This is a genomic window from Stenotrophomonas sp. SPM, assembly GCF_003105135.1.
In the GTDB taxonomy this organism is placed as follows: Bacteria; Pseudomonadota; Gammaproteobacteria; order Xanthomonadales; family Xanthomonadaceae; genus Stenotrophomonas.
Genome location: NZ_QETL01000031.1, coordinates 1 through 20476 on the forward strand (window position 1 = coordinate 1; position 20476 = coordinate 20476).

At 67.5% G+C, this 20476-nt stretch carries 20 protein-coding genes; 7 read left to right on the top strand and 13 right to left on the bottom strand.

Translation table 11 applies throughout. The features are described from left to right. Nucleotides 1-50: 50 nt before the first annotated feature. Nucleotides 51-995, bottom strand: coding sequence for a chemotaxis protein (locus DCO49_RS09085; RefSeq protein WP_079221845.1), 945 nt, complete (start codon nt 993-995; stop codon nt 51-53). 208 nt (nt 996-1203) lie between these two features. On the opposite strand from DCO49_RS09085, the gene flgA reads away from it, so the two are divergent. The 4 genes from flgA (at nt 1204) to DCO49_RS09105 (ending at nt 3887) form a co-directional block, all read left to right on the top strand. Further along, a complete protein-coding gene (gene flgA / locus DCO49_RS09090; RefSeq protein ID WP_116863767.1) occupies nt 1204-1860 on the top strand; it encodes a flagellar basal body P-ring formation chaperone FlgA in 657 nt (218 codons plus the stop codon). 75 nt (nt 1861-1935) lie between these two features. Further along, nucleotides 1936-2241 carry a flagellar biosynthesis anti-sigma factor FlgM gene (gene flgM / locus DCO49_RS09095; protein WP_079221847.1) on the top strand — a complete coding sequence of 102 codons (306 nt, stop codon included), beginning with the start codon at nt 1936-1938 and terminating at the stop codon, nt 2239-2241. Beyond that, nucleotides 2238-2576 carry a flagellar protein FlgN gene (locus DCO49_RS09100; RefSeq protein WP_108768821.1) on the top strand — a complete coding sequence of 113 codons (339 nt, stop codon included), beginning with the start codon at nt 2238-2240 and terminating at the stop codon, nt 2574-2576. Before flgM ends, DCO49_RS09100 begins: the two co-directional genes overlap by 4 nt. A gap of 93 nt (nt 2577-2669) precedes the next feature. Then, nucleotides 2670-3887, top strand: a complete 1218-nt coding sequence (locus tag DCO49_RS09105; protein ID WP_116863768.1) for an ATP-binding protein — start codon at nt 2670-2672, stop codon at nt 3885-3887. 75 nt (nt 3888-3962) lie between these two features. Here the strand turns inward: DCO49_RS09105 and DCO49_RS09110 are convergent, their stop codons facing one another. Together DCO49_RS09110 and DCO49_RS09115 are read right to left on the bottom strand one after the other, a co-directional pair. After that, complete coding sequence (locus tag DCO49_RS09110) at nt 3963-5738, bottom strand: EAL domain-containing protein (RefSeq protein WP_108768823.1); 1776 nt, start codon at nt 5736-5738, stop codon at nt 3963-3965. A 3-nt stretch (nt 5739-5741) separates the two neighbouring features. After that, nucleotides 5742-7844, bottom strand: a complete 2103-nt coding sequence (locus tag DCO49_RS09115; protein ID WP_116863769.1) for a PAS domain-containing sensor histidine kinase — start codon at nt 7842-7844, stop codon at nt 5742-5744. A 131-nt stretch (nt 7845-7975) separates the two neighbouring features. Between DCO49_RS09115 and DCO49_RS09120 the strand changes: the two genes are divergently transcribed. Beyond that, complete coding sequence (locus DCO49_RS09120) at nt 7976-10714, top strand: GGDEF domain-containing phosphodiesterase (protein ID WP_116863770.1); 2739 nt, start codon at nt 7976-7978, stop codon at nt 10712-10714. A gap of 69 nt (nt 10715-10783) precedes the next feature. Here DCO49_RS09120 and DCO49_RS09125 read toward each other — a convergent pair whose 3' ends face one another. From DCO49_RS09125 to DCO49_RS09155, 7 genes are all read right to left on the bottom strand, one after another. Continuing rightward, entirely contained in the window at nt 10784-11308 is a 525-nt protein-coding gene (locus DCO49_RS09125) for a hypothetical protein (protein ID WP_116863771.1), read from the bottom strand. 67 nt (nt 11309-11375) lie between these two features. Then, nucleotides 11376-11588, bottom strand: coding sequence for a hypothetical protein (locus DCO49_RS09130; RefSeq protein ID WP_116863793.1), 213 nt, complete (start codon nt 11586-11588; stop codon nt 11376-11378). 98 nt (nt 11589-11686) lie between these two features. Continuing rightward, nucleotides 11687-12877: a methyl-accepting chemotaxis protein gene (locus tag DCO49_RS09135; RefSeq protein WP_116863772.1), complete on the bottom strand. Its 1191-nt coding sequence runs from the start codon at nt 12875-12877 to the stop codon at nt 11687-11689. A 153-nt stretch (nt 12878-13030) separates the two neighbouring features. After that, on the bottom strand, nt 13031-13645 hold the full coding sequence (hflD, locus tag DCO49_RS09140) for a high frequency lysogenization protein HflD (RefSeq protein WP_116863773.1): 615 nt from the start codon (nt 13643-13645) through the stop codon (nt 13031-13033). Continuing rightward, entirely contained in the window at nt 13642-14784 is a 1143-nt protein-coding gene (gene mnmA / locus DCO49_RS09145) for a tRNA 2-thiouridine(34) synthase MnmA (RefSeq protein WP_116863774.1), read from the bottom strand. The genes hflD and mnmA overlap by 4 nt, the downstream gene beginning before the upstream one ends. Further along, nucleotides 14781-15242: an NUDIX hydrolase gene (locus DCO49_RS09150; RefSeq protein ID WP_116863775.1), complete on the bottom strand. Its 462-nt coding sequence runs from the start codon at nt 15240-15242 to the stop codon at nt 14781-14783. The genes mnmA and DCO49_RS09150 overlap by 4 nt, the downstream gene beginning before the upstream one ends. A 1-nt stretch (nt 15243) precedes the next feature. Then, nucleotides 15244-15732 carry a hypothetical protein gene (locus tag DCO49_RS09155; protein WP_116863776.1) on the bottom strand — a complete coding sequence of 163 codons (489 nt, stop codon included), beginning with the start codon at nt 15730-15732 and terminating at the stop codon, nt 15244-15246. A 110-nt stretch (nt 15733-15842) separates the two neighbouring features. Here DCO49_RS09155 and clpS point away from each other — a divergent pair, with 110 nt between their 5' ends. Further along, the gene (gene clpS, locus DCO49_RS09160; protein WP_079221861.1) at nt 15843-16169 is read left to right on the top strand and encodes an ATP-dependent Clp protease adapter ClpS; all 327 of its coding nucleotides are present in this window, start codon (nt 15843-15845) and stop codon (nt 16167-16169) included. Nucleotides 16170-16474: 305 nt separating this feature from the next. Beyond that, entirely contained in the window at nt 16475-18757 is a 2283-nt protein-coding gene (gene clpA, locus DCO49_RS09165; protein ID WP_116863777.1) for an ATP-dependent Clp protease ATP-binding subunit ClpA, read from the top strand. A gap of 63 nt (nt 18758-18820) precedes the next feature. Here clpA and DCO49_RS09170 read toward each other — a convergent pair whose 3' ends face one another. The 3 genes from DCO49_RS09170 to aat all read right to left on the bottom strand — a co-directional run bounded on the left by DCO49_RS09170 (nt 18821) and on the right by aat (nt 20461). Next, nucleotides 18821-19213 carry a hypothetical protein gene (locus tag DCO49_RS09170; RefSeq protein ID WP_116863794.1) on the bottom strand — a complete coding sequence of 131 codons (393 nt, stop codon included), beginning with the start codon at nt 19211-19213 and terminating at the stop codon, nt 18821-18823. Between the two features lie 202 nt (nt 19214-19415). Beyond that, nucleotides 19416-19634 (bottom strand): translation initiation factor IF-1, encoded by a 219-nt coding sequence (gene infA / locus DCO49_RS09175; RefSeq protein ID WP_005409596.1) that lies wholly within the window; start codon nt 19632-19634, stop codon nt 19416-19418. Between the two features lie 86 nt (nt 19635-19720). Then, nucleotides 19721-20461: a leucyl/phenylalanyl-tRNA--protein transferase gene (gene aat / locus DCO49_RS09180; protein WP_116863778.1), complete on the bottom strand. Its 741-nt coding sequence runs from the start codon at nt 20459-20461 to the stop codon at nt 19721-19723. Between the last annotated feature and the right edge of the window lie 15 nt (nt 20462-20476).

Genomic DNA, 20476 nt, shown 5'->3' on the forward strand with positions numbered 1-20476 from the left:
GTGGTCCCGTGAGCGCCGGGCCATGGCCGGGGTGGGCGGGTGGGGCGGCCTTACGCCGCCATCGCCACCTTGCGCAGGCGGTCCAGCACGAAGTCGGCCAGCTCGTGCGGCGAGTACTTGGCCACGAAGGCGTTGGCGCCCACGCGCTCCACCATCGCATTGTTGAATACGCCGGACAGGGAGGTGTGCAGCAGCACATACAGCCCGGACAGGCCGGCGTGGCGCCGGATTTCCGTCGTCAGCGTATAGCCGTCCATGGCCGGCATCTCGATGTCCGAGATAACCATGGCGTAGCGGTCGGCCGGGTTTTCGCCCGAGGCGTGGATCTGCAGCAGGTGGTCCAGCGCCTGCTTGCCATCTGACAGCAGGGTGGCGCCCACCCCCAGCTGGTCCAGCACGCTGCGGATCTGCTGGCGGGCCACGCGCGAGTCGTCCACCACCAGCACTTGCAGCTGCGGAGCGTCGGCCGGCATGGCCATGGTCGGGTCCAGCACTGCCTCGCCACGGATCTGGGCGATATCGGCCAGCACGCTTTCCACGTCGATCACCTGGATCAGCTCGCCCTGGAAGCGGGTCACAGCGGTCAGGTAGCTCGATTCTGCGCCCAGCTCCGGCGGCGGGTGGATGTCCTCCACCGCGATGTTGACGATGCGCTCGACCCCGCTCACCAGGAAGCCCTGGATCGAGCGGTTGAACTCGGTCACCACCAGGTAGCCGGGGGCGGTGTCCGCGTCCGGCTCACGCTCGGGGTGGCCGATGGCCAGGCCCAGATCCAGCACCGGCACCGAGCGGCCACGCACGTCGGCCACGCCGGCGAACTGGCCTGGCAGGCCGGGTACCTGGAAGAGCTCCGGGCGGCGCAGGACTTCCTGTACCTTGAAGACGTTGACGCCAAAAAGCTGACGTCCGCCGAGACGGAACAGCAGCAGCGCCAGGCGATTGTGGCCGGCCAGTCGGGTCCGCTGGTCGATCCGGTTGAGCAGGTCATGGGACATGGCTGCAGTATCGGCGTGGGGGCGGCCGAACTTGAGGGCGCCGTGTCGCCCGCGATGCCTTTTGTAGGGTCGACCGCTCTATTTGTGGAATCGGGCCATGCTCGACTGGCATTTTTGTCCAAAGCAGTCGAGCACGGCTCGACCCTACAAGAGCCTCTGGCACGCCACTTGCACGCACCCGGCCAGGTCTTACCGAACAGGAGGCGCCATGCGCCGGATCACATCTCTATTGGCCATCGCCCTGGCGATTGCCTCGCCATGGGCGGCCGCCACCGACTGGCAGCCGGTCGCCAGCATCCGCACGGCCGCGCTGTCGACCTTGCCAGCCGGCGCTGAGGGCGAGGCCGTGGTGGCCGATGCAATGCGCCTGCCGCGATGCGGGTCTGCGCTGCAGGTGCAGCCCACCGCCAACACCACGGTGGAGGTCAGCTGCCCCGATGCCGGCGGCTGGCGCCTGTTCGTACCGGTGAAGGTGCGCCGCAACCAGGCCGTGCTGGTGCTCACCCGCGGCATTGCCACTGGAGAAACCCTGGCCGCGGCCGATATCAGCACTGCCCAGCGTGATGCCGCACGGATTGCCGGGGCTGTGCTGTCTGATCCCGCTGCGGCGGTCGGTCGCATTGCCCGTCGGCCCCTGCAGGCCGGAAGCCTGCTGTCGGCCAACGACCTGGTCACCGAGCGTCTCATCAGACGAGGAGACAATGTGGCCCTGGTGTCGCGGCGCGGTTCGGTCGAGGTGCGCATTGCCGGCCGGGCGATGGGCGATGCGGGCGAGAACGACCGTGTTTCGGTAGAGAACCTGTCCTCCCGCCGCATCGTGCAGGGGACCGTGGACGCCCATGGTGACGTAATCGTGGCGCGTTGAAAAAGTAAGAGATTTCCCTAAAGATCACGGCCCAGCGGCCGTTATCCCTTGTGAACGGCAACTCCAGGACACCCCATGAGCCAGAAAATCGACGGCAACCTGCAGGTCCCCCAGGCACTGCGCAGCGTGACGACCCCGGCCACCAAGCCCGGCGTCAGCGGCGATGCACCGGCGCGCCCGGTGGAGGCTGCGGACAGCCTGCGCCTGACCGGCGAGGCCACCAACCTGCAGGCGCTCGAGCGTGAGCTGAGCACCGCCCCGGCCATCGACACCCAGCGTGTCGCCGCCGTGCGCGAGTCGCTGCAGAACGGCAGCTACAAGATCAATCCGGACGCGATCGCATCGCGCATGCTCGAACTGGACCAGCAGCTGCAGGGATGACCGCGGCGATGAGTGAACATCTTCAGCGACTTGCCCAGGCTCTGGATGTCGAACATCAGGCCCTGGTCGAGCACGACGTGCACGCGCTGATCCGCGCGACCGGCGCCAAGCTGGAAGCACTGCGCGCCCTGGACTCCACCCCGCCGGTGGGCGAGGGCGAGCAGCTGCAGGCGCTGGCCGAGCGCAACCGCGCCAATGGCGTGCTGCTGTCGCGCCGCCGCCGCGAGGTGGACTGGGCGCTGCGCCAGCTCGGCCGCACCGAGGCATCCTCCTCGTACGACGCCAAGGGCCAGGCCCACACGGTCAACGCACGCCGGCCACTGGCCGTCGCCTGATCGACCCACCGGCGGCCGGCAGCAGCCGGTGGGCTGCTGCGCTGGCGCGGCAGCGCGTATATTGGGCGCCTGTTCGCAAGCCCTCGAGTCGCCGTGTCCGCCGCCAACGTTCTGGTTACCGCCCCCCTTCCGCCGCAGCCGGTGCTGCAGGCCCTGCTGGAGCGCGTGCGCGAAGGCATGCTGCTGTTCACCGAAGACGGGCAGGTCGCCCTGGCCAATCCGGCCGCACAGAATCTGCTGGGCAGCAACGAGACCACCGGCCCCGCGCCGTTGCGCCTGCGTGAGCTGCTGCCGCCGGATGCGCTGGAGCAGGCGCGCCTGCACGGTCAGTGGAATGGCAGCCTGCCGGTCGGCGAGGGCGTGGTCATCGCCCACCTCTACCATCACGGCCAGCCTGGCAGCGGCCACTACCTGGCACTGTTCCGTCCCATCGAGGGTCAGGAGGACTACGAGCGCGAGCTGCAGCAGCGCCATGCCGAACTCCGCCAGGCCTACCTGCGCCTCAACGGCACCCAGGAAAAGCTGCTGCAGTCGGAAAAGATGGCCTCCATCGGCCAGCTCGCCGCCGGCGTTGCCCACGAGATCAACAACCCGATCGGCTACGTGCACTCCAACCTGGGCAGCCTGCAGGAATATCTGCGCAGCCTGTTTACCGTCATCGAAGCATACGAGCGGGCCCTGCGCGCGCCGGATCCGAAGGCGCTGATCCCGGAAATCGACGATATCCGTGACCGCCTGGACATCGATTTCATCAGCCGCGACCTGCCGCAGTTGATGGCGGAGTCGCGCGAGGGCATCGAGCGGGTGACCCGCATCGTGCGCGACCTGAAGGACTTCTCGTATTCCGGCCGCGACGAGTCGTGGAAGCTGGTGGACCTGCATTCCGGCCTGGAATCGACCATCAACATCATCTGGAACGAGCTCAAGTACAAGGTCACCCTGCACCGCGAGTTCGGCCAGCTGCCGCTGGTGGAGTGCCTGCCTTCGGAACTGAACCAGGTCTACATGAACCTGCTGCTCAACGCCGGCCATGCCATCGCCGAGCGCGGCACCATCACCGTGCGCACCGGCGTGGACGGCGACACGGTCTGGGTGGAGTTCGAGGACACCGGTGGCGGCATCTCGCCGGAACTGCGCCAGCGCATTTTCGATCCGTTCTTCACCACCAAGCCGGTGGGCAGCGGCACCGGCCTGGGCTTGTCGATCTCCTACAGCATCATCAACAAGCACCACGGCCGCATCGACCTGGACAGCACACCCGGCGTCGGCTCGCGCTTCCGCGTGGTGCTGCCGATCAAGCAGCCGCGCTGACCTCGTTTCTGTAGAGTCGAGCCATGCTCGACTGCTTTTTGCCGTAGTCGAGCATGGCTCGACTCTACAGGCGGGTTAACGCAGCGGCGAGCGATCCTCGCCGGCATCCGCCGCTTCCACCGCCGTCGGCCCGGCATTGCTGCGCCGCTGTTCCTCGTACGTACGGAACGCCTGGTGGATGTGCTTGCGCAGCTCATCGTCGTTCCAGGGCTTGGTCAGGAAGCGGTAGATCGCGCCGCGGTTGATCGCATCGGTCACCGTGTTCAGATCGGTGTAGCCGGACAGCACCAGGCGGATCGTGTCCGGGTACAGCATCTTCACCCGGCCCAGGAACTCGGTGCCGCTCATGTCGCTCATGCGCTGGTCGGACAGGATCACCTGCACGTCGTTGATCGCCAGCAGGTCGAACGCATCGCGCACGTTGCCGGCGGCCAGGATGCGGTAGCCGTCGCGACGGAACAGGCGCACCAGCGAGCGCAGCACGTTCTCCTCGTCGTCCAGCAGCAGCAGGGTGCGGTCCGGGCGGGTTTCGGCGAAAGCTTCCGGCCGCAAGTAACGGCGGCGCAGGGTCATGCCGGCCGCATCGGCCGACATCGGCTCGCCGAACAGGTAACCCTGGAACACGTCGCAGTCGTTGCGACGCAGGAAGCCCAGCTGTGCCTGCGACTCGACGCCGTTGGCAATCACCGTCATGCCCAGCTGGTGGCCCATGGCGATGATCGCGCGGGCGATGGCGGCCTCGCGGTTGCCTGCCGGCGCGCTCTTGATGAAGCTGCGGTCGATCTTCAGCTTGTCCACCGGGTAGCGCACCAGCGCACTGAGGCTGGAATCGCCGGTGCCGAAGTTGTCAAGGCTCAGACTGATGCCTTCGTTGCGCAGGTTGGCCAGGGTCTCGTGGACGAAGTTGACGTTGTTGGTCAGCGCGCTTTCGTTGATCTCCAGTGTCAGCATCTGCGCCGGCACGCCCGCGGCCTGGATCAGCCCCATCACCTCGGCGAAGAAGTTCGGACGCAGCAGCTGCAGGGTCGACACGTTCACCGCGATGGTGAAGTCATCGAAGCCCTGGTCGCGCCACAGACGCGCCTGCTTCAGTGCGCCTTCCAGCACCCAGGTGCCGATCTGCACGATGATGCCGAGGCGCTCGGCGGTGCGCATGAAGCGCTCCGGCACCAGCATGCCCAAGGTCGGTGACTGCCAGCGCAGCAGCGCCTCCATGCCCACAACGTGGCCATCGCGGGCGCTGACCAGCGGCTGGTAGCGCAGCTTCAGTTCGCCGTTGGGGATCGCATCGACGATCTGGCGGGCGATGATGCTCTCGCTGTGCGCGCTCGGCGGGGTGTCCACCGCGTGGATGCGCACCGCATTGCCGCCTTCGCGGGCGGCTTGGTACAGTGCATCCTCGGCGTGGTCGAGCAGGCGCGAGGCGTTGCTGGCGTGCTCCGGGCACAGGCTCACGCCCAGCTTGCCGGTCATGAACAGCGTGTACGGCAGCACCGACAGCGGCAGCTCCATCTGCTGGCGGATCTCTTCGGCGAAGTCTTCCGGCAGCGGCAGGTCGGCGGTGCGTGGCACGGCCAGCAGGAATTCATCGCTGCCGTGGCGCCACAGTTTGCCGCGGCCGCGCAGGTAGGACTGCAGGCGCTGGGCGACCAGCACCAGCGCCTGGTCGCCGACCTCGGCACTCATGTTTTCGTTGACCGATGCGAAGTGGTCGATATCCACGTGCATCAGCATCAACGGGGTGCCGCCGGAGGCGGCTTCGGTGACCATGGCCTGCAGCTCGGGGTTGCCGGCACCCAACCGATCGGGGGCGTCGTCAATGCTGACAGGGGGCATGTTGGGGTTCCACATGGCTCAGTGTTCCGGGGAATCAGCGGCGGTCGCAGTGACCGCCTGGTAAGGAAGATGGACGTCGACGAGCGTACCGGCGCCGTGCGCCGACTCGATGCGGACATTGCCGCCGACGCTCTGCGCACGCTCGCGCATCACGATCAGGCCCAGGCCGCGCGGGCCGTTCGGGTCGAAACCCTCGCCGTCATCGCGGATCAGCAGGTGCAGGCCGCGCTGGTCGACATCGCGCAGCTGCAGCTGCACCTGGCTGGCACGGGCGTGGCGCAGCACGTTGGTCAGGCTTTCCTGGGCGATGCGGAAACAGGCCTGTTCGATGCTGTTGTCCGGGCGCGAGGGCAGGGTGTCGATCTCGGCCAGCAGCTCCACCGGCGAGGAACGGAACAGCACCCGTGCCTGCCAGCTCAGTGCCGCCTCCAGGCCCAGGGCGTCCAGCTGCGGCGGGCGCAGCAGGGTGGAGATGTCGCGCAGCTTGGCCACGGTGGTGTCGGCCAGGCTGACGATCTGCGCCAGGTCTTCGCTGCGGCGTCGTGCGTCTGCTTCATCCTGAGCGGCGTAGGCGGAGAGCTTGATGGCGGTGATGGCCTGGCCGATGTCATCGTGCAGGTCGCGCGAGATGGCGCGGCGCTCGTCCTCCTGCAGTGAGAACAGACGGCCGGCCATGGCCTGCAGTTCGCGGTTGCTGGTTTCCAGCGCGGTGCGCGTGCGCTCGGATTCGGTCAGGTCACGCACGATCAGCAGCTTGCAGTCGCGGCCGCCGTAGCGCACTTCGCCCACCGCCAAGCCGGCGTGGAAGCGGCGGCCATCGGCGCGCTGCATCACCAACACGCTGTTGTGCCCGGGGCTGTGCTGCGGTTGGCCGGCGCGCAGCTGCAGGCGCACCCGGTCCAGCTCCGCCGGGTCCACCAGCGCATCCAACGGCTCGCCCAGCAAGGTCTGGCTGCCATAGCCGAACAGGGCCGCGGCCCAGGCGTTGGCGTACAGCACGTGCTCGTCGGACAGGATCACCACGCCGTCGGGGAGCACCCGCACCAGCTCGCGGAACTGCTCCTCGCGTTCACGCAGCAGGCGCCGCGACTGTTCGCGCTCGGTCACGTCCTGCAGAGTGCCCAGCACCCGCTCGCGGCCGGCCTCGTCCGTGCCACAGGCTGCGCGCAGGTGCACCATCAGGGTACGGCCATCCATCGACAGCACGGGCAGCAGCACATCCACCTGCAGCCTGGGGTCGGTGCACAGCTCGGCCAGCAGCTGCTCGGTCTGCGCGGCCGTGGTCGGATCGGCCGGCACCAGCAGCTCATCGAAACGATGCCAGCGCCGTGCCTCGGGCGGGCGGCGGCCCAGCAGGCGGTACACCTGGCTGGAGTAGCGGCCGAGGCCGCTGGAAGGGTCCAGCTCCCAAGCGCCGATGCGGGCCAGCTCGTGTGCCTCTTCCACGCGGGCCAGGGCCTGGTCGCGGCGCAGCTGGGCCAGGTCCTCGGCGGTGCGGTCGATGGCGATCAGCAGTCGGGCGTTGTGGCCGTCGTAGTCGATCGCGTTCGAGCGCAGTTCCATCTGCCGGCGGCTGCCATCGCGCAGCTGCAGCGGGGTGCGCAGCACGCAGATCTGCTCGGGCGCCTCGCGGATCGCCTCCAGCTTGTTCTGCAAAATCAGCCTGTCGCCGGGCGGCCACAGCACGTCGATGGTCTGCTCCAGCAGCGCGTCGCGCTCCCAGCCGAAGGCCAGGCAGGCGGCCGGGTTGGCGTCGAGGATGGCCAGGCTGTCCAGGTCGTAGACCAGGATCGGCCCGGGGTTGCCCTCGAACATCTGCCGCAGGCGCAGCTCCGAGCCCTGCAGGCGCGCATGGGTGCGCAGCACGTGTTCGGCCAGGGGGCGCAGCAGAAGGTACAGCAGGCCGGCGCTGGCAAAGGCGAAGAAGGCGTCCTTCACGGTCTGCCAGAACGCCAGTTGCCGCGGGTCCGACATCAGTGCCGCCATGGCGCCATCGGTGGCGACCATCCAGGCCAGTGCCAGCATCAGATAGGTCAGCACCACCCGACGACGGTCACGACCCAGCGCCTTCGCCATCTGCGGGTCGGGAGCGGGGGCGGTGCCGGTCGGTTCTGCGGGCATGGACAGGGCAGGGGGAGGGGGCGCCAGCCATATTAACGCGCGACCGCGTGCAGGCACTCAATTATCCGCCGGAGGCGCCGTTAACCACTGCGTGCCCCGCTGTCGGGCGCGCCATTCCGGAGCAAGATCGCGTGGACCAAGGGATCATCGCCAGCCTGCTGCAGCATCCGCTTGCCTCGGCGCTGGTCATCGTCGACCGTGGCGGCCGTCCGCTTGCAGCCAACCCGGCCGCGCGCGAACACGGCCTGCCGGCGACGGTGGCCGCCTACGCGCCGATGCTGGAGGACCTGCGCCTGCTGGCGGCCGACGGTGGCATCGTCGCCTGCACCCTGCCGGGTGGTCCGCGCGGCCACTACGACGGCTACCTGCGCGCCGTGCACGATGGCAGCGGCAACCTGCTGGCCTTCACCCTCAGCGTGCCGGAGCCGGTGCCGGTCGATGCCGGTGGCCGTTGGGAGCTGGCGCTGGAAAGCGCCGGCCACAGCCTGTGGGACTGGGACATTCCCAGCGACCGGGTGGTACGGACACCTTCGCTTGTGGAAGAGACCGCCAACAACATCATTTCCCGCGTCCACGGCGATGACCTGGCCGACATGCGTGCGGCGCTGGACGAGCACCTGCGCGGCCACAGCGAGCAGTACAGCGCCCAGTTCCGCTTCCGCCAGGAGGATGGCCAGTGGCGCTGGGTGCTCGACCGCGGTCGCGTGGTTGCACGTACCGCCGATGGGCAGCCGCTGCGCATGGTCGGCACCCATACCGACATCGAGCAGCAGAAGCAGCTGGAAGCGCTGCTGCAGGAACAGCAGCTGCACCTGAGCGAGGCCCAGCGCATCGCCAGCATGGGCAGCTGGTCGTTCGATCCCACCAACCACCGGTTCTGGTGGTCGCCCGAGCTGCGCTCGCTGCTGGCCCTGGCACCCGGCGAAGTGCCCGGCCAGCGGCGCTGGCTGAAGCAGCTGCACCCGCGCTCACGCGGCGCGCTGCGTGCGGCGTGGCGCCGGCTGTGGCGCGACGGCCGTGCCGCCAACCTGGAACTGGAACTGACCCGCGGCAGCGAGCCGTCCCAGCACCTGCGCCTGTGGATGCAGCCGCTGCTGGACATGGATGGCCATCCCAAGCGCCTGCTGGGCCAGGTGCAGAACATCACCGAACAGCACCAGACCGATGCACTCATCCGCTGGCGCACCGAACTGCTGAACCGTGTCTCCGCGCTGGGCCGCATCGGCGGCTGCGAGATCGAGGTCAGCACCCGGCACATGCAGTGGACCGAGGAGTGCTATCGCATCCACGGCCTGCGCAAGGAGCCGATCACCCTGGACCAGGCGCTGGCGCTGTACACCGAAGATTCGCGCGCGCACTTCGAAGCCGCGCTGCTGCGTATCGCTGGCGGCGGCCTGCCCGAACAGCTGGACCTGTGCTTTTACCGCCAGTCCGGCCTGCGCGTGTGGGTGCAGGTGTTGATTGAACTGGACCGCCGCGACGGCCTGCCGCCGCGCTTCGTGGTCCTGTTCCGTGACATCACCCGCGAGCGCGAAGCCAATGAGCGCATCGAGCTGCTGGCCCACTACGACCTGCTGACCGGCCTGCCCAACCGCGTGTTGCTGGGCGAGCAGACCGCCGAGGCCATCGAGGAGGCCCGCGACCGCGGCACCTCGCTGGCGATGCTGTTCATCGATCTCGATGGCTTCAAGAACATCAACGACAGCTTCGGCCACGCCACCGGCGATGCACTGCTGAAGGCCGCAGCCACCCGCCTGCACCAGAACCTGCGCAACAACGATCTGTTCGGCCGCTTCAGCGGCGACGAATTCATCGTGGTGCTGCGCGACCTGGCCGAGCCGGAGGATGCCGGCCACGTGGCGCGCAAGCTGATCGGCTCGCTGGCCGAGCCGCTGCGTCGCGGTGACACCGTGCTAAAGGTCGGCGCCAGCGTGGGCATCGCCATGCTGGGCGACAGCCAGACCGATTTCGACTCCCTGCTGCGTGCCGCCGACGCGGCGATGTACGCGGCCAAGGAAGCCGGGCGCAACACGTATCAGTACTACAGCCAGGACGCCCTGGCGCGCATCCAGCGCCGGCTGGAGATCGAGCACGGCCTGCACGGTGCCATCGAACGTGAGGAGTTCAGCCTGGCCTACCAGCCGCTGCTGCACGCCCACCATGGTGAGCCGCCGGCCATCGAAGCGCTGCTGCGCTGGCATCGCCCCGGCGTGGGCTACTGCAGCCCGGCCGAGTTCATTCCCATTGCCGAGAAGTGCGGCGAGATCGTCCGCATCGGCGACTGGGTGCTGTCCGAAGCCTGCCGCCAGGCGGCAGCGTGGGATCGTGCCGGCCTGCGTTTTGAGCGCATTGCGGTGAACGTCTCGGCCGTGCAGTTGCGTGACCGTGGGTTCGCCGAGCGCGTGATCGAGATCTGCCACGCCCATGGCTGGCCGCCGCAGCGGCTCGAGCTAGAACTGACCGAATCGGCGTTGATCCGTGACACCGACATCCTGCGCCACTGTTTCGACGTACTGGAACGCCATGGCGTGCCGCTGGCGGTGGATGACTTCGGCACCGGCTTCTCCAACCTGCATTACCTCAACCGCTTCCCGGTGGGGCGCCTGAAGATCGACCGCAGTTTCGTGCAGGGCATGCTGCACGACACGGGCACGGCCGAAGTCACCCAGGCCATCGTCCACCTGGGCCACGCACTGGGCATGAAGGTGGTGGCCGAGGGCGTGGAAACGCACCAGGAAGAAGACATGCTGCGCCGGCAGGGCTGCGACGAGATCCAGGGCTACCTGTACTCGCGCCCGCTCAGCCCGCGCGACCTGGCGCTGTGGCTGCGCCAGCAGCACACCACCCCGGAAGTCGCCCTGGCCCGATAGCCCCGGTAGGTGCTGACCGTTGGTCGGCACCGATGCTCGCACTCGCGACCATCCACGCATGGCGTGGATCTACTGAGGGTCGACGAACCGTCGTGGGAACTCCGGACGCAGCCGTGCCTGCACCGCCTCGACCACGTTGGCATAGCGCCGCCGCTGGATGCGATAGCCCACGTAGAAAATCAGCGGGCATACCAGCATCGGCCATGCCATCGGCCGCACCAGCATGATCGGTACCACCAGCAGGGTCAGGACCAGTGCGAACCAGCTGCAGCGACCGATCACCCGTACCTCACGGCGCCGGCTGTCGATCACCAATTGACCGCGCATCAGCGGGAAGTAGCGCCCACCGAAGCCCGGCGCAAAGCTCTCGCGGAATGCCACGCTGCCATCGGGCAATGCGTGGAATGACAGACGCGCCCATTTCGCGATCGGCAGGTCGTGTTCCAGGCCGCCCAGCGAAAGGTGCCTGAGGTTGTCAGGTGACGCGGCAATGCGCTGGTTGAACAGTACGATGCCCGTGCGAAAGAAGAGCGGCACCCACGCAGAGAGCAACAGCAATTCGATCAGCATCAATGCGATCAGGGCGATGGCCATCGGTCTTCCATGAACGGGACCGGCGCATCATGCCATGGGCAACGGCCCATCCATGCACGGCGTGGAACTATAGCGAATCCCCGTCCAGCCCAAGATCCCAGGCCATCCCCAACAGTTCACCCGCAATCGCCGACGGGGCAGGGCGGGCATCGGCCAGCTGCCTGAGTTCCTCGATCTCCTCGCGTGCGACCGCCTCCAGCTGCTGCAGTTGTTCGCGCACGCTGGGGTTGCGCGGGCGTTCGTTGGGGTCGATCGGGGGCAGGGCGCGGATCAGGGTCATGTTGCGCGGGTCGGGGGCATCCAACGGCAGGTTACAGGCAAAGGCCCCGGAATGACCGGGGCCTTGCAGGCTGCCGGAGCAGGCAGCGGACATCAGGATCAGAACAGCTCGACCGTGCCGGCGCCCATGTTCTGCTGGGCTACCGGCTTGTGCGGCGGGCGCTCCCACTCGCTGCGCAGTTCGCGCAGTCGGCTGCCGGTGCGCTGCAGGGCGGTGGCGATCTCTTCGTCGAACACGCCACCGTTACGGTGCAGCAGTTCCTGCAGGGCCACGGCTTCGCGGTTGATCGCGGTCAGGCGGTCCAGGTGGGTGTGCACGCCGCCCAGGGCCTGGGTGGCGATGTCTTCGAACTGCAGGGCACGTACGGCCTCGGCCACGCTGCCGTCGATCGAACGGGCGCACTCGGACACTTCGCGCATGCCATCGCCCAGCGAGGCATTGATCTGGGCCACGTTGTCCAGCATCGCCGCCGCTTCCTGGCGCGCTTCGCGGGAACGGTCCATGTCACGCGAGGCCATGTGCGAGACCGTCTCGCGCACTTTGGCGATGGCGTCCTTGGAGCTGTGGGCCAGCTTGCGGATCTGTTCGTTGAAGGTGGTCGAGCGCTCGGACAGGTTGCGCACTTCGTCGGCCACCACCGCGAAGCCACGACCGGCTTCACCGGCACGGGCCGCTTCGATGGCCGCGTTCAGCGCCAGCAGGTTGGTCTGGTCGGCAATCGACTTGACGTCTTCCAGCAGGGCGAAGATGCCGTCCAGGTGCTGGGCCATCTGGTCGATGTGCTGCACGGTGGTGCTGCTCTGGCCGCTCACCTGTTCCAGCGCTTCCACCAGCTGTTCCATGCGGTGGTTGGCGTGCTGGGCGAAGCGGGCGACGTCGAGGCCGGCGTTGCCTTCGTCACCGGCGCGGTCGACGATGCGCGACAGGGCCTGGCTCTGCTGGCGCGACTTGCGGTTCATCGCATCGAAGCTGCCACCGAGGCTGGAGACGGCCTGGCGGATCAGGTCGCGGGCGCGTTCGACTTCGCCGCGCGAGCCGTCGATTTCGTTGCCGACGAAGTTGCGCAGTTCGGTCAGCAGCTGGTCCTGCTCACGCAGGACACGGGCATGTTCCGGGGAACGCTGCACCTGGGCGCGGGTAGTCCACCACGCAAAGCCCAGCCAGCTCAGCGTCATCGTGGTCAGGATCGCCCAACGCAGGGCGGCCGGCCATTCGAAACCGATGGCGAAGGGGAGCAGCAGGGTCAAGGCCAGGGGGGCGGCCAGACGGATGAAAATGCGTGAGTACATGGACGTTCTCGGGAGGTGCACGGAGGATGTATCGGCCGTGCCCCCTTTCTCTTTAACGTCGATGTGGCTTCTGGATGCGCCGGATTTCCGACGCCTTGCTGCGTCAGGGGTCAGAGCCCTTTCCTTGCCGGAAAGGAATCCGACCCCGGCCCCTCAGGCCAGCTGCCGGTCCACGGCTTCGGTCATCGCCTTGCGGCTGAGCAGGAAGTCCCAGTAGCTGCCGCCCAGCTGCCGCCAGAGCACGGCCGCACGCACGGCGGCCAGCAGCAGCGCGCGGATCTCGGCCACCACCCCGGCCTGGCCCAGGTAGTGCGGGTTGCCCTGCACCATGACGCGCGGCTTGAGGTGGCTGATGGTGTCGGCATAAAGGCCGCCCAGGCTGGCCAGCACGTCCGGGTGGCCGCTGTCGCCCAGCTCGGCGGCCTGGCGCTGGGCACGCTCGATGCCCGAGGCGACCTTGTTCACGGTGGCACCGTCCTGCACGAACCGCCGCTCCAGCTGCAGCACCGACAGGGCCAGCTTGGGCAGGATCGGGTCCTGGCCCTGGTTGCGGAAGTAGTTGTGCAGCAGGCGCAGGCCGGATTTCAGCGCGTGGCGGTCTCCAAAGACCTCCTGCGGGGAGGCGGCATCGATGCGGAACACGCTGTCCACCGCGGTACGTACCGCCGCGGCGTCGGAATGGCCGGTATCGGCGATACGGCGTACCTGCTGCAGGGCCTGGGCGATGCCGGCCAGGGCCAGGACGCGGTCGTCGACAGTGAAACTCATGCAGCGATTACCTCAAAAGGAGAAGGGGTGGTGCGCAGGCGCTGTTCCAGCGGCGCATCGGTGGCGGCGATCACCGCGCCGCCCAGGCAGACATCGCCGTCATACAGCACCAGCGACTGGCCCGGGGTCACGGCGCGCTGCGGGCGGGCGAAGGTCACCTGCACGCTGCCGTCGTCCAGCACCTCGACCGTACACGGCTCGTCCGGCTGCCGGTAGCGGGTCTGGGCGGTGCACTCGAAGCGGCGGGCCGGTGGGGCCCCGGCAATCCAGTGCGCGGTTTCCGAGCGCAGGCGGTCGGACAGCATCCACTTGCTGTCCCGGTCCTGGTCCACGTACAGCACGTTGCTGGCCACATCCTTGCCGACCACGTACCACGGCGCCGCCGGGCGGCCGCGCACGCCGCCGATGTTCAGGCCCTCGCGCTGGCCCAGGGTGAAATAGAACACGCCCGGGTGCTCGGCGATGACGCTGCCGTCGGCCGGGTCGAGGATCTGGCCGGTCCTGGCCGGCAGGTAGCGGCCGAGGAACTCGCGGAAGTCCCGCTCGCCGATGAAGCAGATGCCGGTCGAATCCTTCTTGGCATGGGTCGGCAGGCTGACGTCGCGGGCGATCCGGCGCAGGTCGCTCTTTTCCAGGTCGCCAATCGGGAACAGGGTGGCGGCCAGTTGTTCCTGCCCCAGCTGGTGCAGGAAGTAGCTCTGGTCCTTGGAGCGGTCTGCGCCGCGCAGCAGCAGCCACTGCTGGCCGCGCTGGGCGACCCGCGCGTAGTGGCCGGTAGCGATGCGCTCGGCCCCCAGCTCGCGGGCGGCGTCCAGGAAATGCTTGAACTTCACTTCGCGGTTGCACAGCACGTCCGGGTTGGGCGTGCGGCCGGCGGCGTACTCGGCCAGGAAGTGCTCGAACACGCCCTGCCAGTACTCGCTGGAAAAATCGCGGAAGTGGAACGGGATGCCGAGCAGGCCGCAGACGGCCACCGCGTCGCGGCGGTCATCCTCGGCACGGCAGTCGCCGCTGCCATCGTCGGCCCAGTTCTGCATGAACAGGCCGGCCACGGCCTCGCCCTGCTGCACCAGGCGCCAGGCGGCCACGGACGAATCCACGCCGCCGGACACGCCGACCATCACCCGTGGGCTGCTCATGCGACCTCCTGGACCAGGGAAAGCGGATGGCGCTGGCCGGCCAGGTAGTCGGCCACCACCTGCCAGACCAGCGGGCTGCGCAGGCGCGGCCCGGCGGCCTGCAGCTCGGCCGGGTCCAGCCACAGGGCGCGGTCGATGCCGGTATCCAGTGGCTGCTCCGGGTCGTGCGAGAGCGGGCGGGCGGCGTAGCAGAAGCGCAGGAACGCCGTGCCGTCAGGTGCGGTCCACTGGTAGCAGCCAATGAAGGCAGTCAGTTCCACCGTCCAGCCGGTTTCCTCGCGCGTCTCGCGCAGGGCGGCGGCGGCCAGGCTTTCGCCCGGCTCCAGGTGGCCGGCGGGCTGGTTCAGCACCTGCCGCCCCTCGATGTTTTCTTCCACCAGCAGCACGCGGCCGCCGTCGACCACCACGGTGGCCACGGTGGCACGCGGTGCCCAGCGCGGGTCCTGCACGGCGTTCAACTCAGAGGTCGTCCTTCTTGGTCAGCTCCAGCTCCATCGCGTCGGCGGTACGGATGGCCGCATCGATGGCGTCGCTGAGCTGGTCGGTGGTGGCATCGGCATCGATCTTCACCACGAACATGGCGGTCTTGTCCTGCTTTACCCAGCCGCCCATCTTGGCGTCCTGGGAGTCTTCCAGCATGCGGTTGGCCACGGCTTCGGGGAACTGCGCGGTCTTGGACACATAGCCCGGCGACCAGATCTCACGGATGTTGTGGCTGCCGAAGTCCTCCACGGCCGAACGCACGTAGACGATCTGGGTGCGATCGCCTTCCACGTCGAACACCATCTGGTAATCGCCGTCCTCGTCCACCTCGTAGGTGTAGCCGAGCTTCTCCAGGTGGCGGGCGATGGCGGCGTCGGCCTTGCTGCTCTCTGCGGCGGTCGCGGCGCCGGCACTGCCGACGGCGGCCAGGGCGAACAGCAGGGCAGGCAGAAGGGTCCTTTTCATGAAAATCCTGTGAAACGTGGGGGACAGGCGTTGATTGTGACGGCGGCCGTGCGTGCCGTCCATTCTGCGGCGGGCCGACGCAGGACCGTCGCACCCTCTATAATATCCAGATGCCTCGCGAGTCTTCCCCCGAATCCCATCACGATCACGGTATTGCCGTGGAGCCCGCGCGCCCGGAAGTGGCGCCGCCGCCGTTCTACCAGGTCATGATCCTCAACGACGACTACACCCCGATGGATTTCGTGGTGGACGTCCTGCAGCAGTTCTTCAGCATGGACCTGGACAAGGCCACGCAGGTGATGCTGCACGTCCATACCCGCGGCCGCGGCGTCTGCGGGGTCTTCACCCGCGAAGTGGCCGAGACCAAGGTCGCCCAGGTCAACGAGTACTCGCGCATGAACCAGCATCCGCTGCTGTGCACGATGGAAAAGGCCTGACCCCGGCGCAGCGCCGGTAATCCGCACTGTTCCAGCCATGGCCGTTCTCTGGCCCCGTCTGCGTGCTCACGTTCAATCCGCCTGCCTTGCCCGCAAAGATCCCGGGCGGGGCGCGTTGCGGGTCATCACGTGGCAATCGCTGGTGGCTCGGGTAGGGTTCGCCGAAGCTCCGGCGGGCTCCCCGGGCGTGAACGATGATCAAGCAATCCGCACTGCTAACGCCATCTGAACGCAGCAATCCGCTAGGGTGATGGAAATCGCGTAGTCAGGCCGCATATTGTCCCCATCTGCCGCCGGAGTAATCCATGTTCAGCAAAGACCTCGAACACACCATCGGCCAGTGCTACAAGCGTGCCCGTGAGGCCCGGCATGAATTCATGACGGTCGAACACCTGCTGCTGGCACTGCTCGACAATCCGTCCGCCCAGGCCGTGCTCAAGGCCTGCGGCGCCGACGCCGAACGCTTGCGCCAGGAGCTGGAGCAGGCCATCGAGGCCTCCGTGTCCCGCCTGGCCGAAGACGACGGCCGCGACACCCAGCCGACCCTGGGCTTCCAGCGCGTGCTGCAGCGGGCCGTGTACCACGTGCAGTCCTCGGGCAAGAAGGAGGTCACCGGCGCCAACGTGCTGGTCGCCATCTTCGGCGAAAAGGACTCCCACGCCGTCTATTACCTCAACCAGCAGGATGTTACCCGGCTGGACGTGGTCAATTACCTGTCCCATGGCATCGCCAAGCTGGGTGAGGAGGGCGAGCAGCCCTCTTCCCCTGAGGGCGAGGCTCGAATGGAGGGTGGGGACGGTGAGCCCAAGGGCGATGCGCTGACCGAATTCGCCAGCAACCTCAACGAACAGGCACGGGCCGGTCGCATCGACCCGCTGGTTGGGCGCGCCGACGAGATCGAGCGCACCATCCAGGTCCTGTGCCGCCGTCGCAAGAACAATCCGCTGTACGTAGGCGAGGCCGGCGTGGGCAAGACCGCCATCGCCGAGGGCCTGGCCCGCCGCATCGTCGAAGGCTCCGTACCGGACGTGCTGGCCGATGCTGTGATCTATTCGCTCGACCTGGGCGCGCTGGTGGCCGGTACCAAGTACCGCGGCGATTTCGAGAAGCGCCTGAAGGGCGTGCTGACCGCGCTGAAGAAGGTGCCCAACGCGGTGCTGTTCATCGACGAGATCCACACCATCATCGGTGCCGGTTCGGCGTCGGGCGGCACCATGGACGCCTCCAACCTGATCAAGCCGGCCCTGGCCTCGGGCGAGCTGCGCTGCATCGGCTCGACCACCTTCCAGGAATACCGGGGCATCTTCGAGAAGGACCGTGCCCTGGCGCGGCGCTTCCAGAAGATCGACATCGTCGAGCCGACCGTGGGTGAAACCTACGAGATCCTGCAGGGCCTGAAGAGCAAGTACGAGGCCCACCACGGCGTGACCTATTCGGACGAGGCGCTGCAGGCTGCGGTGGACCTGTCGGTGAAGCACATCGCCGACCGCCTGCTGCCCGACAAGGCCATCGACGTCATCGATGAGGCCGGCGCACGCCAGCGCCTGCTGCCTGAAGGTGAGCGCAAGGAGCTGATCGACATCGAGGAAGTCGAAGCGATCATCGCCAAGATGGCCCGCATCCCGGCCAAGCAGGTCACTGCCAGCGACAAGGATGTGCTGCAGCACCTGGAGCGCAACCTGAAGATGGTGATCTTCGGGCAGGATCCAGCCATTGGCACCCTGGCCTCGGCCATCAAGCTGGCCCGCTCCGGCTTGGGCAATCCGGACAAGCCGATCGGTAACTTCCTGTTTGCCGGCCCCACCGGCGTGGGCAAGACCGAGGTGACCAAGCAGCTGGCGCTGCAGCTGGGCATCGAGCTGGTCCGATTCGACATGTCCGAGTACATGGAAGCGCATTCGATCAGCCGCCTGATCGGTGCGCCCCCGGGCTATGTCGGCTTCGACCAGGGCGGCCTGCTGACCGAGAAGATCGTCAAGACGCCGCACTGCGTGCTGCTGCTGGATGAAATCGAGAAGGCGCACCCGGACATCTTCAACATCCTGTTGCAGGTGATGGACCGTGGCGTGCTGACCGATACCAACGGCCGCGAAGCCAACTTCAAGAACGTGGTGCTGGTGATGACCACCAATGCCGGCGCGGCCCAGGCCTCGCGGCGTTCGATCGGCTTCACCAAGCAGGACCATGCCACCGACGCGATGGAGACCATCCGCCGCAGCTTCACGCCGGAATTCCGCAACCGCCTCGACGCGGTTGTGCAGTTCCAGCCGCTGGGCTTCGAGCACATCCTGCGGGTGGTCGACAAGTTCCTGATCGAGCTGGAAATGCTGCTGCAGGAAAAGCACGTCAGCCTGTCGGCGACCCCGACCGCACGCGACTGGCTGGCCCACCACGGCTTCGACCCGCTGATGGGTGCCCGCCCGATGGCGCGCATGATCCAGGACAAGATCAAGCGTCCGCTGGCCGACGAACTGCTGTTCGGCAAGCTGGTCGATGGTGGTCGTGTCAGCATCGACGTGCGCGACGACGAGCTGGTGGTCGAGACCCACGCCGAACCGGAGCGCCTGCTGCCGGCAACGGTGGAGTAAGGGCGCGATTTGATGGGTGTTGCGGGGCAGGGGCGGCTTCGGCCGCCCTTGCTGTATCCGCCGTCAGCGGGTGCGTTGGCGCGCCTTCTGCTTGAAGGCCGCCGCATCGATCGGCTCGACACTGGCAATGGCGCAGTTGCCGCCATCGGTGCGCAGTTCGGTACGCCCGGCGCCGCAGACCTGGCCCTGCTCGCCATCGGTCACGAATGTCAGCTTGCGCGAGTAGCCGGCCTTGCTGCAGTCATCCTTGAAGTGCACGACGTAATGGTCCTGGCCATTGCGCAGCAGGATGTTGCGTGATGCACCGGCGCGCACCAGCTGCAGGTCAGTGTCCAGCTGGATGCAGGCATCGGTGGCGGCCGGCAATGCATCCGCGGCATGGGCGGGCGTCGCCAGGAGGGTGCCGGCAGACAGCGCCAGCGCGGCGAACAGGACGGGCAGGGAGTGCATGTTCATGGCGGGGCAGGGGATGGCGATCCGGACTGGATCGGGCACCACCTTGCCGCCACCGATGCGAATGCGAATCTGCCTCAAGGCGGCCTGACCGATGCCATGGTGCATTCGGTCAGGGTGACCTCCGGCAGGGCCTGATTCCAGGCATGACAAAAGGCCAGCAAGCGAGGCTGGCCTTGTCAGGATGGCGCAGAGCGCCGACCGCTTACTTCATGCGGTAGGTGATACGACCCTTGGTCAGGTCGTACGGGGTCATTTCAACCTTGACCCGGTCACCGGTGAGGATGCGGATGTAGTTCTTGCGCATGCGGCCGGAGATGTGGGCAATGATTTCGTGCCCATTTTCCAGACGAACGCGGAAAGTGGTGTTCGGCAGCGTCTCGCTGACGGTGCCCTCGAACTCGATGGAATCGTCTTTCGACATGTAGTCCTGTGCGGTTCAGAAAACGGCCACGCTGGGCCTAAGGCGCAGTATTTTACGCGCCCTTCGTCCAGCTTGCAAAGATCTGGTTAATTCCCCGCCAGATCCCGGGCCGGCAGGCGTCCGATCGCCTGGGTCCAGGGGCCTTCACGGCCTTCTTCGCGAGCCGCCTGGCGGACATGCTGCAGGAAATCCGCGCGCGGCAGGTGAACCGCCCCCATCCGCAGCAGGTGCGGGTTTTCCACCTGGGCATCGATCAGGCGCCAGTCCCAGAGATGCAGGGTAGCGGCCAGCGCTGCCAGCGCGATCTTGGAGCCGCCGCTGGCGCCGCTGAACATGCTTTCGCCGAAGAACATCGTGCCGATGGCCACTCCGTAGATGCCGCCCACCAGGGTCTGGCGGTCCCAGACCTCGAACGAGTGGGCGAAGCCGAGATCGTGCAGGTGGCTGTAGGCGTCCACCATCTCCGGACTGATCCAGGTGCCGTCCTGGCCCGGGCGGGGTGCGGCAGCGCAGGCCCGCATCACCTGGTTGAAGGCGGTATCGGCGGTGACCTCCCAGGTGCTGGCGCGCAACTGGCGGCGGAATCGGCTGGACAGGTGCACTCCGTCGGTGTGGAAGACCATGCGCGGATCGGGCGACCACCACAGGATCGGCTCGCCCTCGCTGAACCACGGGAAGATGCCGCCCGCGTAAGCGTTGAGCAGGCGCAAAGGATGCAGGTCACCCCCCACCGCCAGCAGCCCGTCGGGTTTGCGCAGCGCGGTTTCGGCTGGCGGAAAGGGCGAATCCGGCGCATCGGCCAGGCGCCAGGGCAGCGGGCGGGTCATGCGGGCATTGTATTC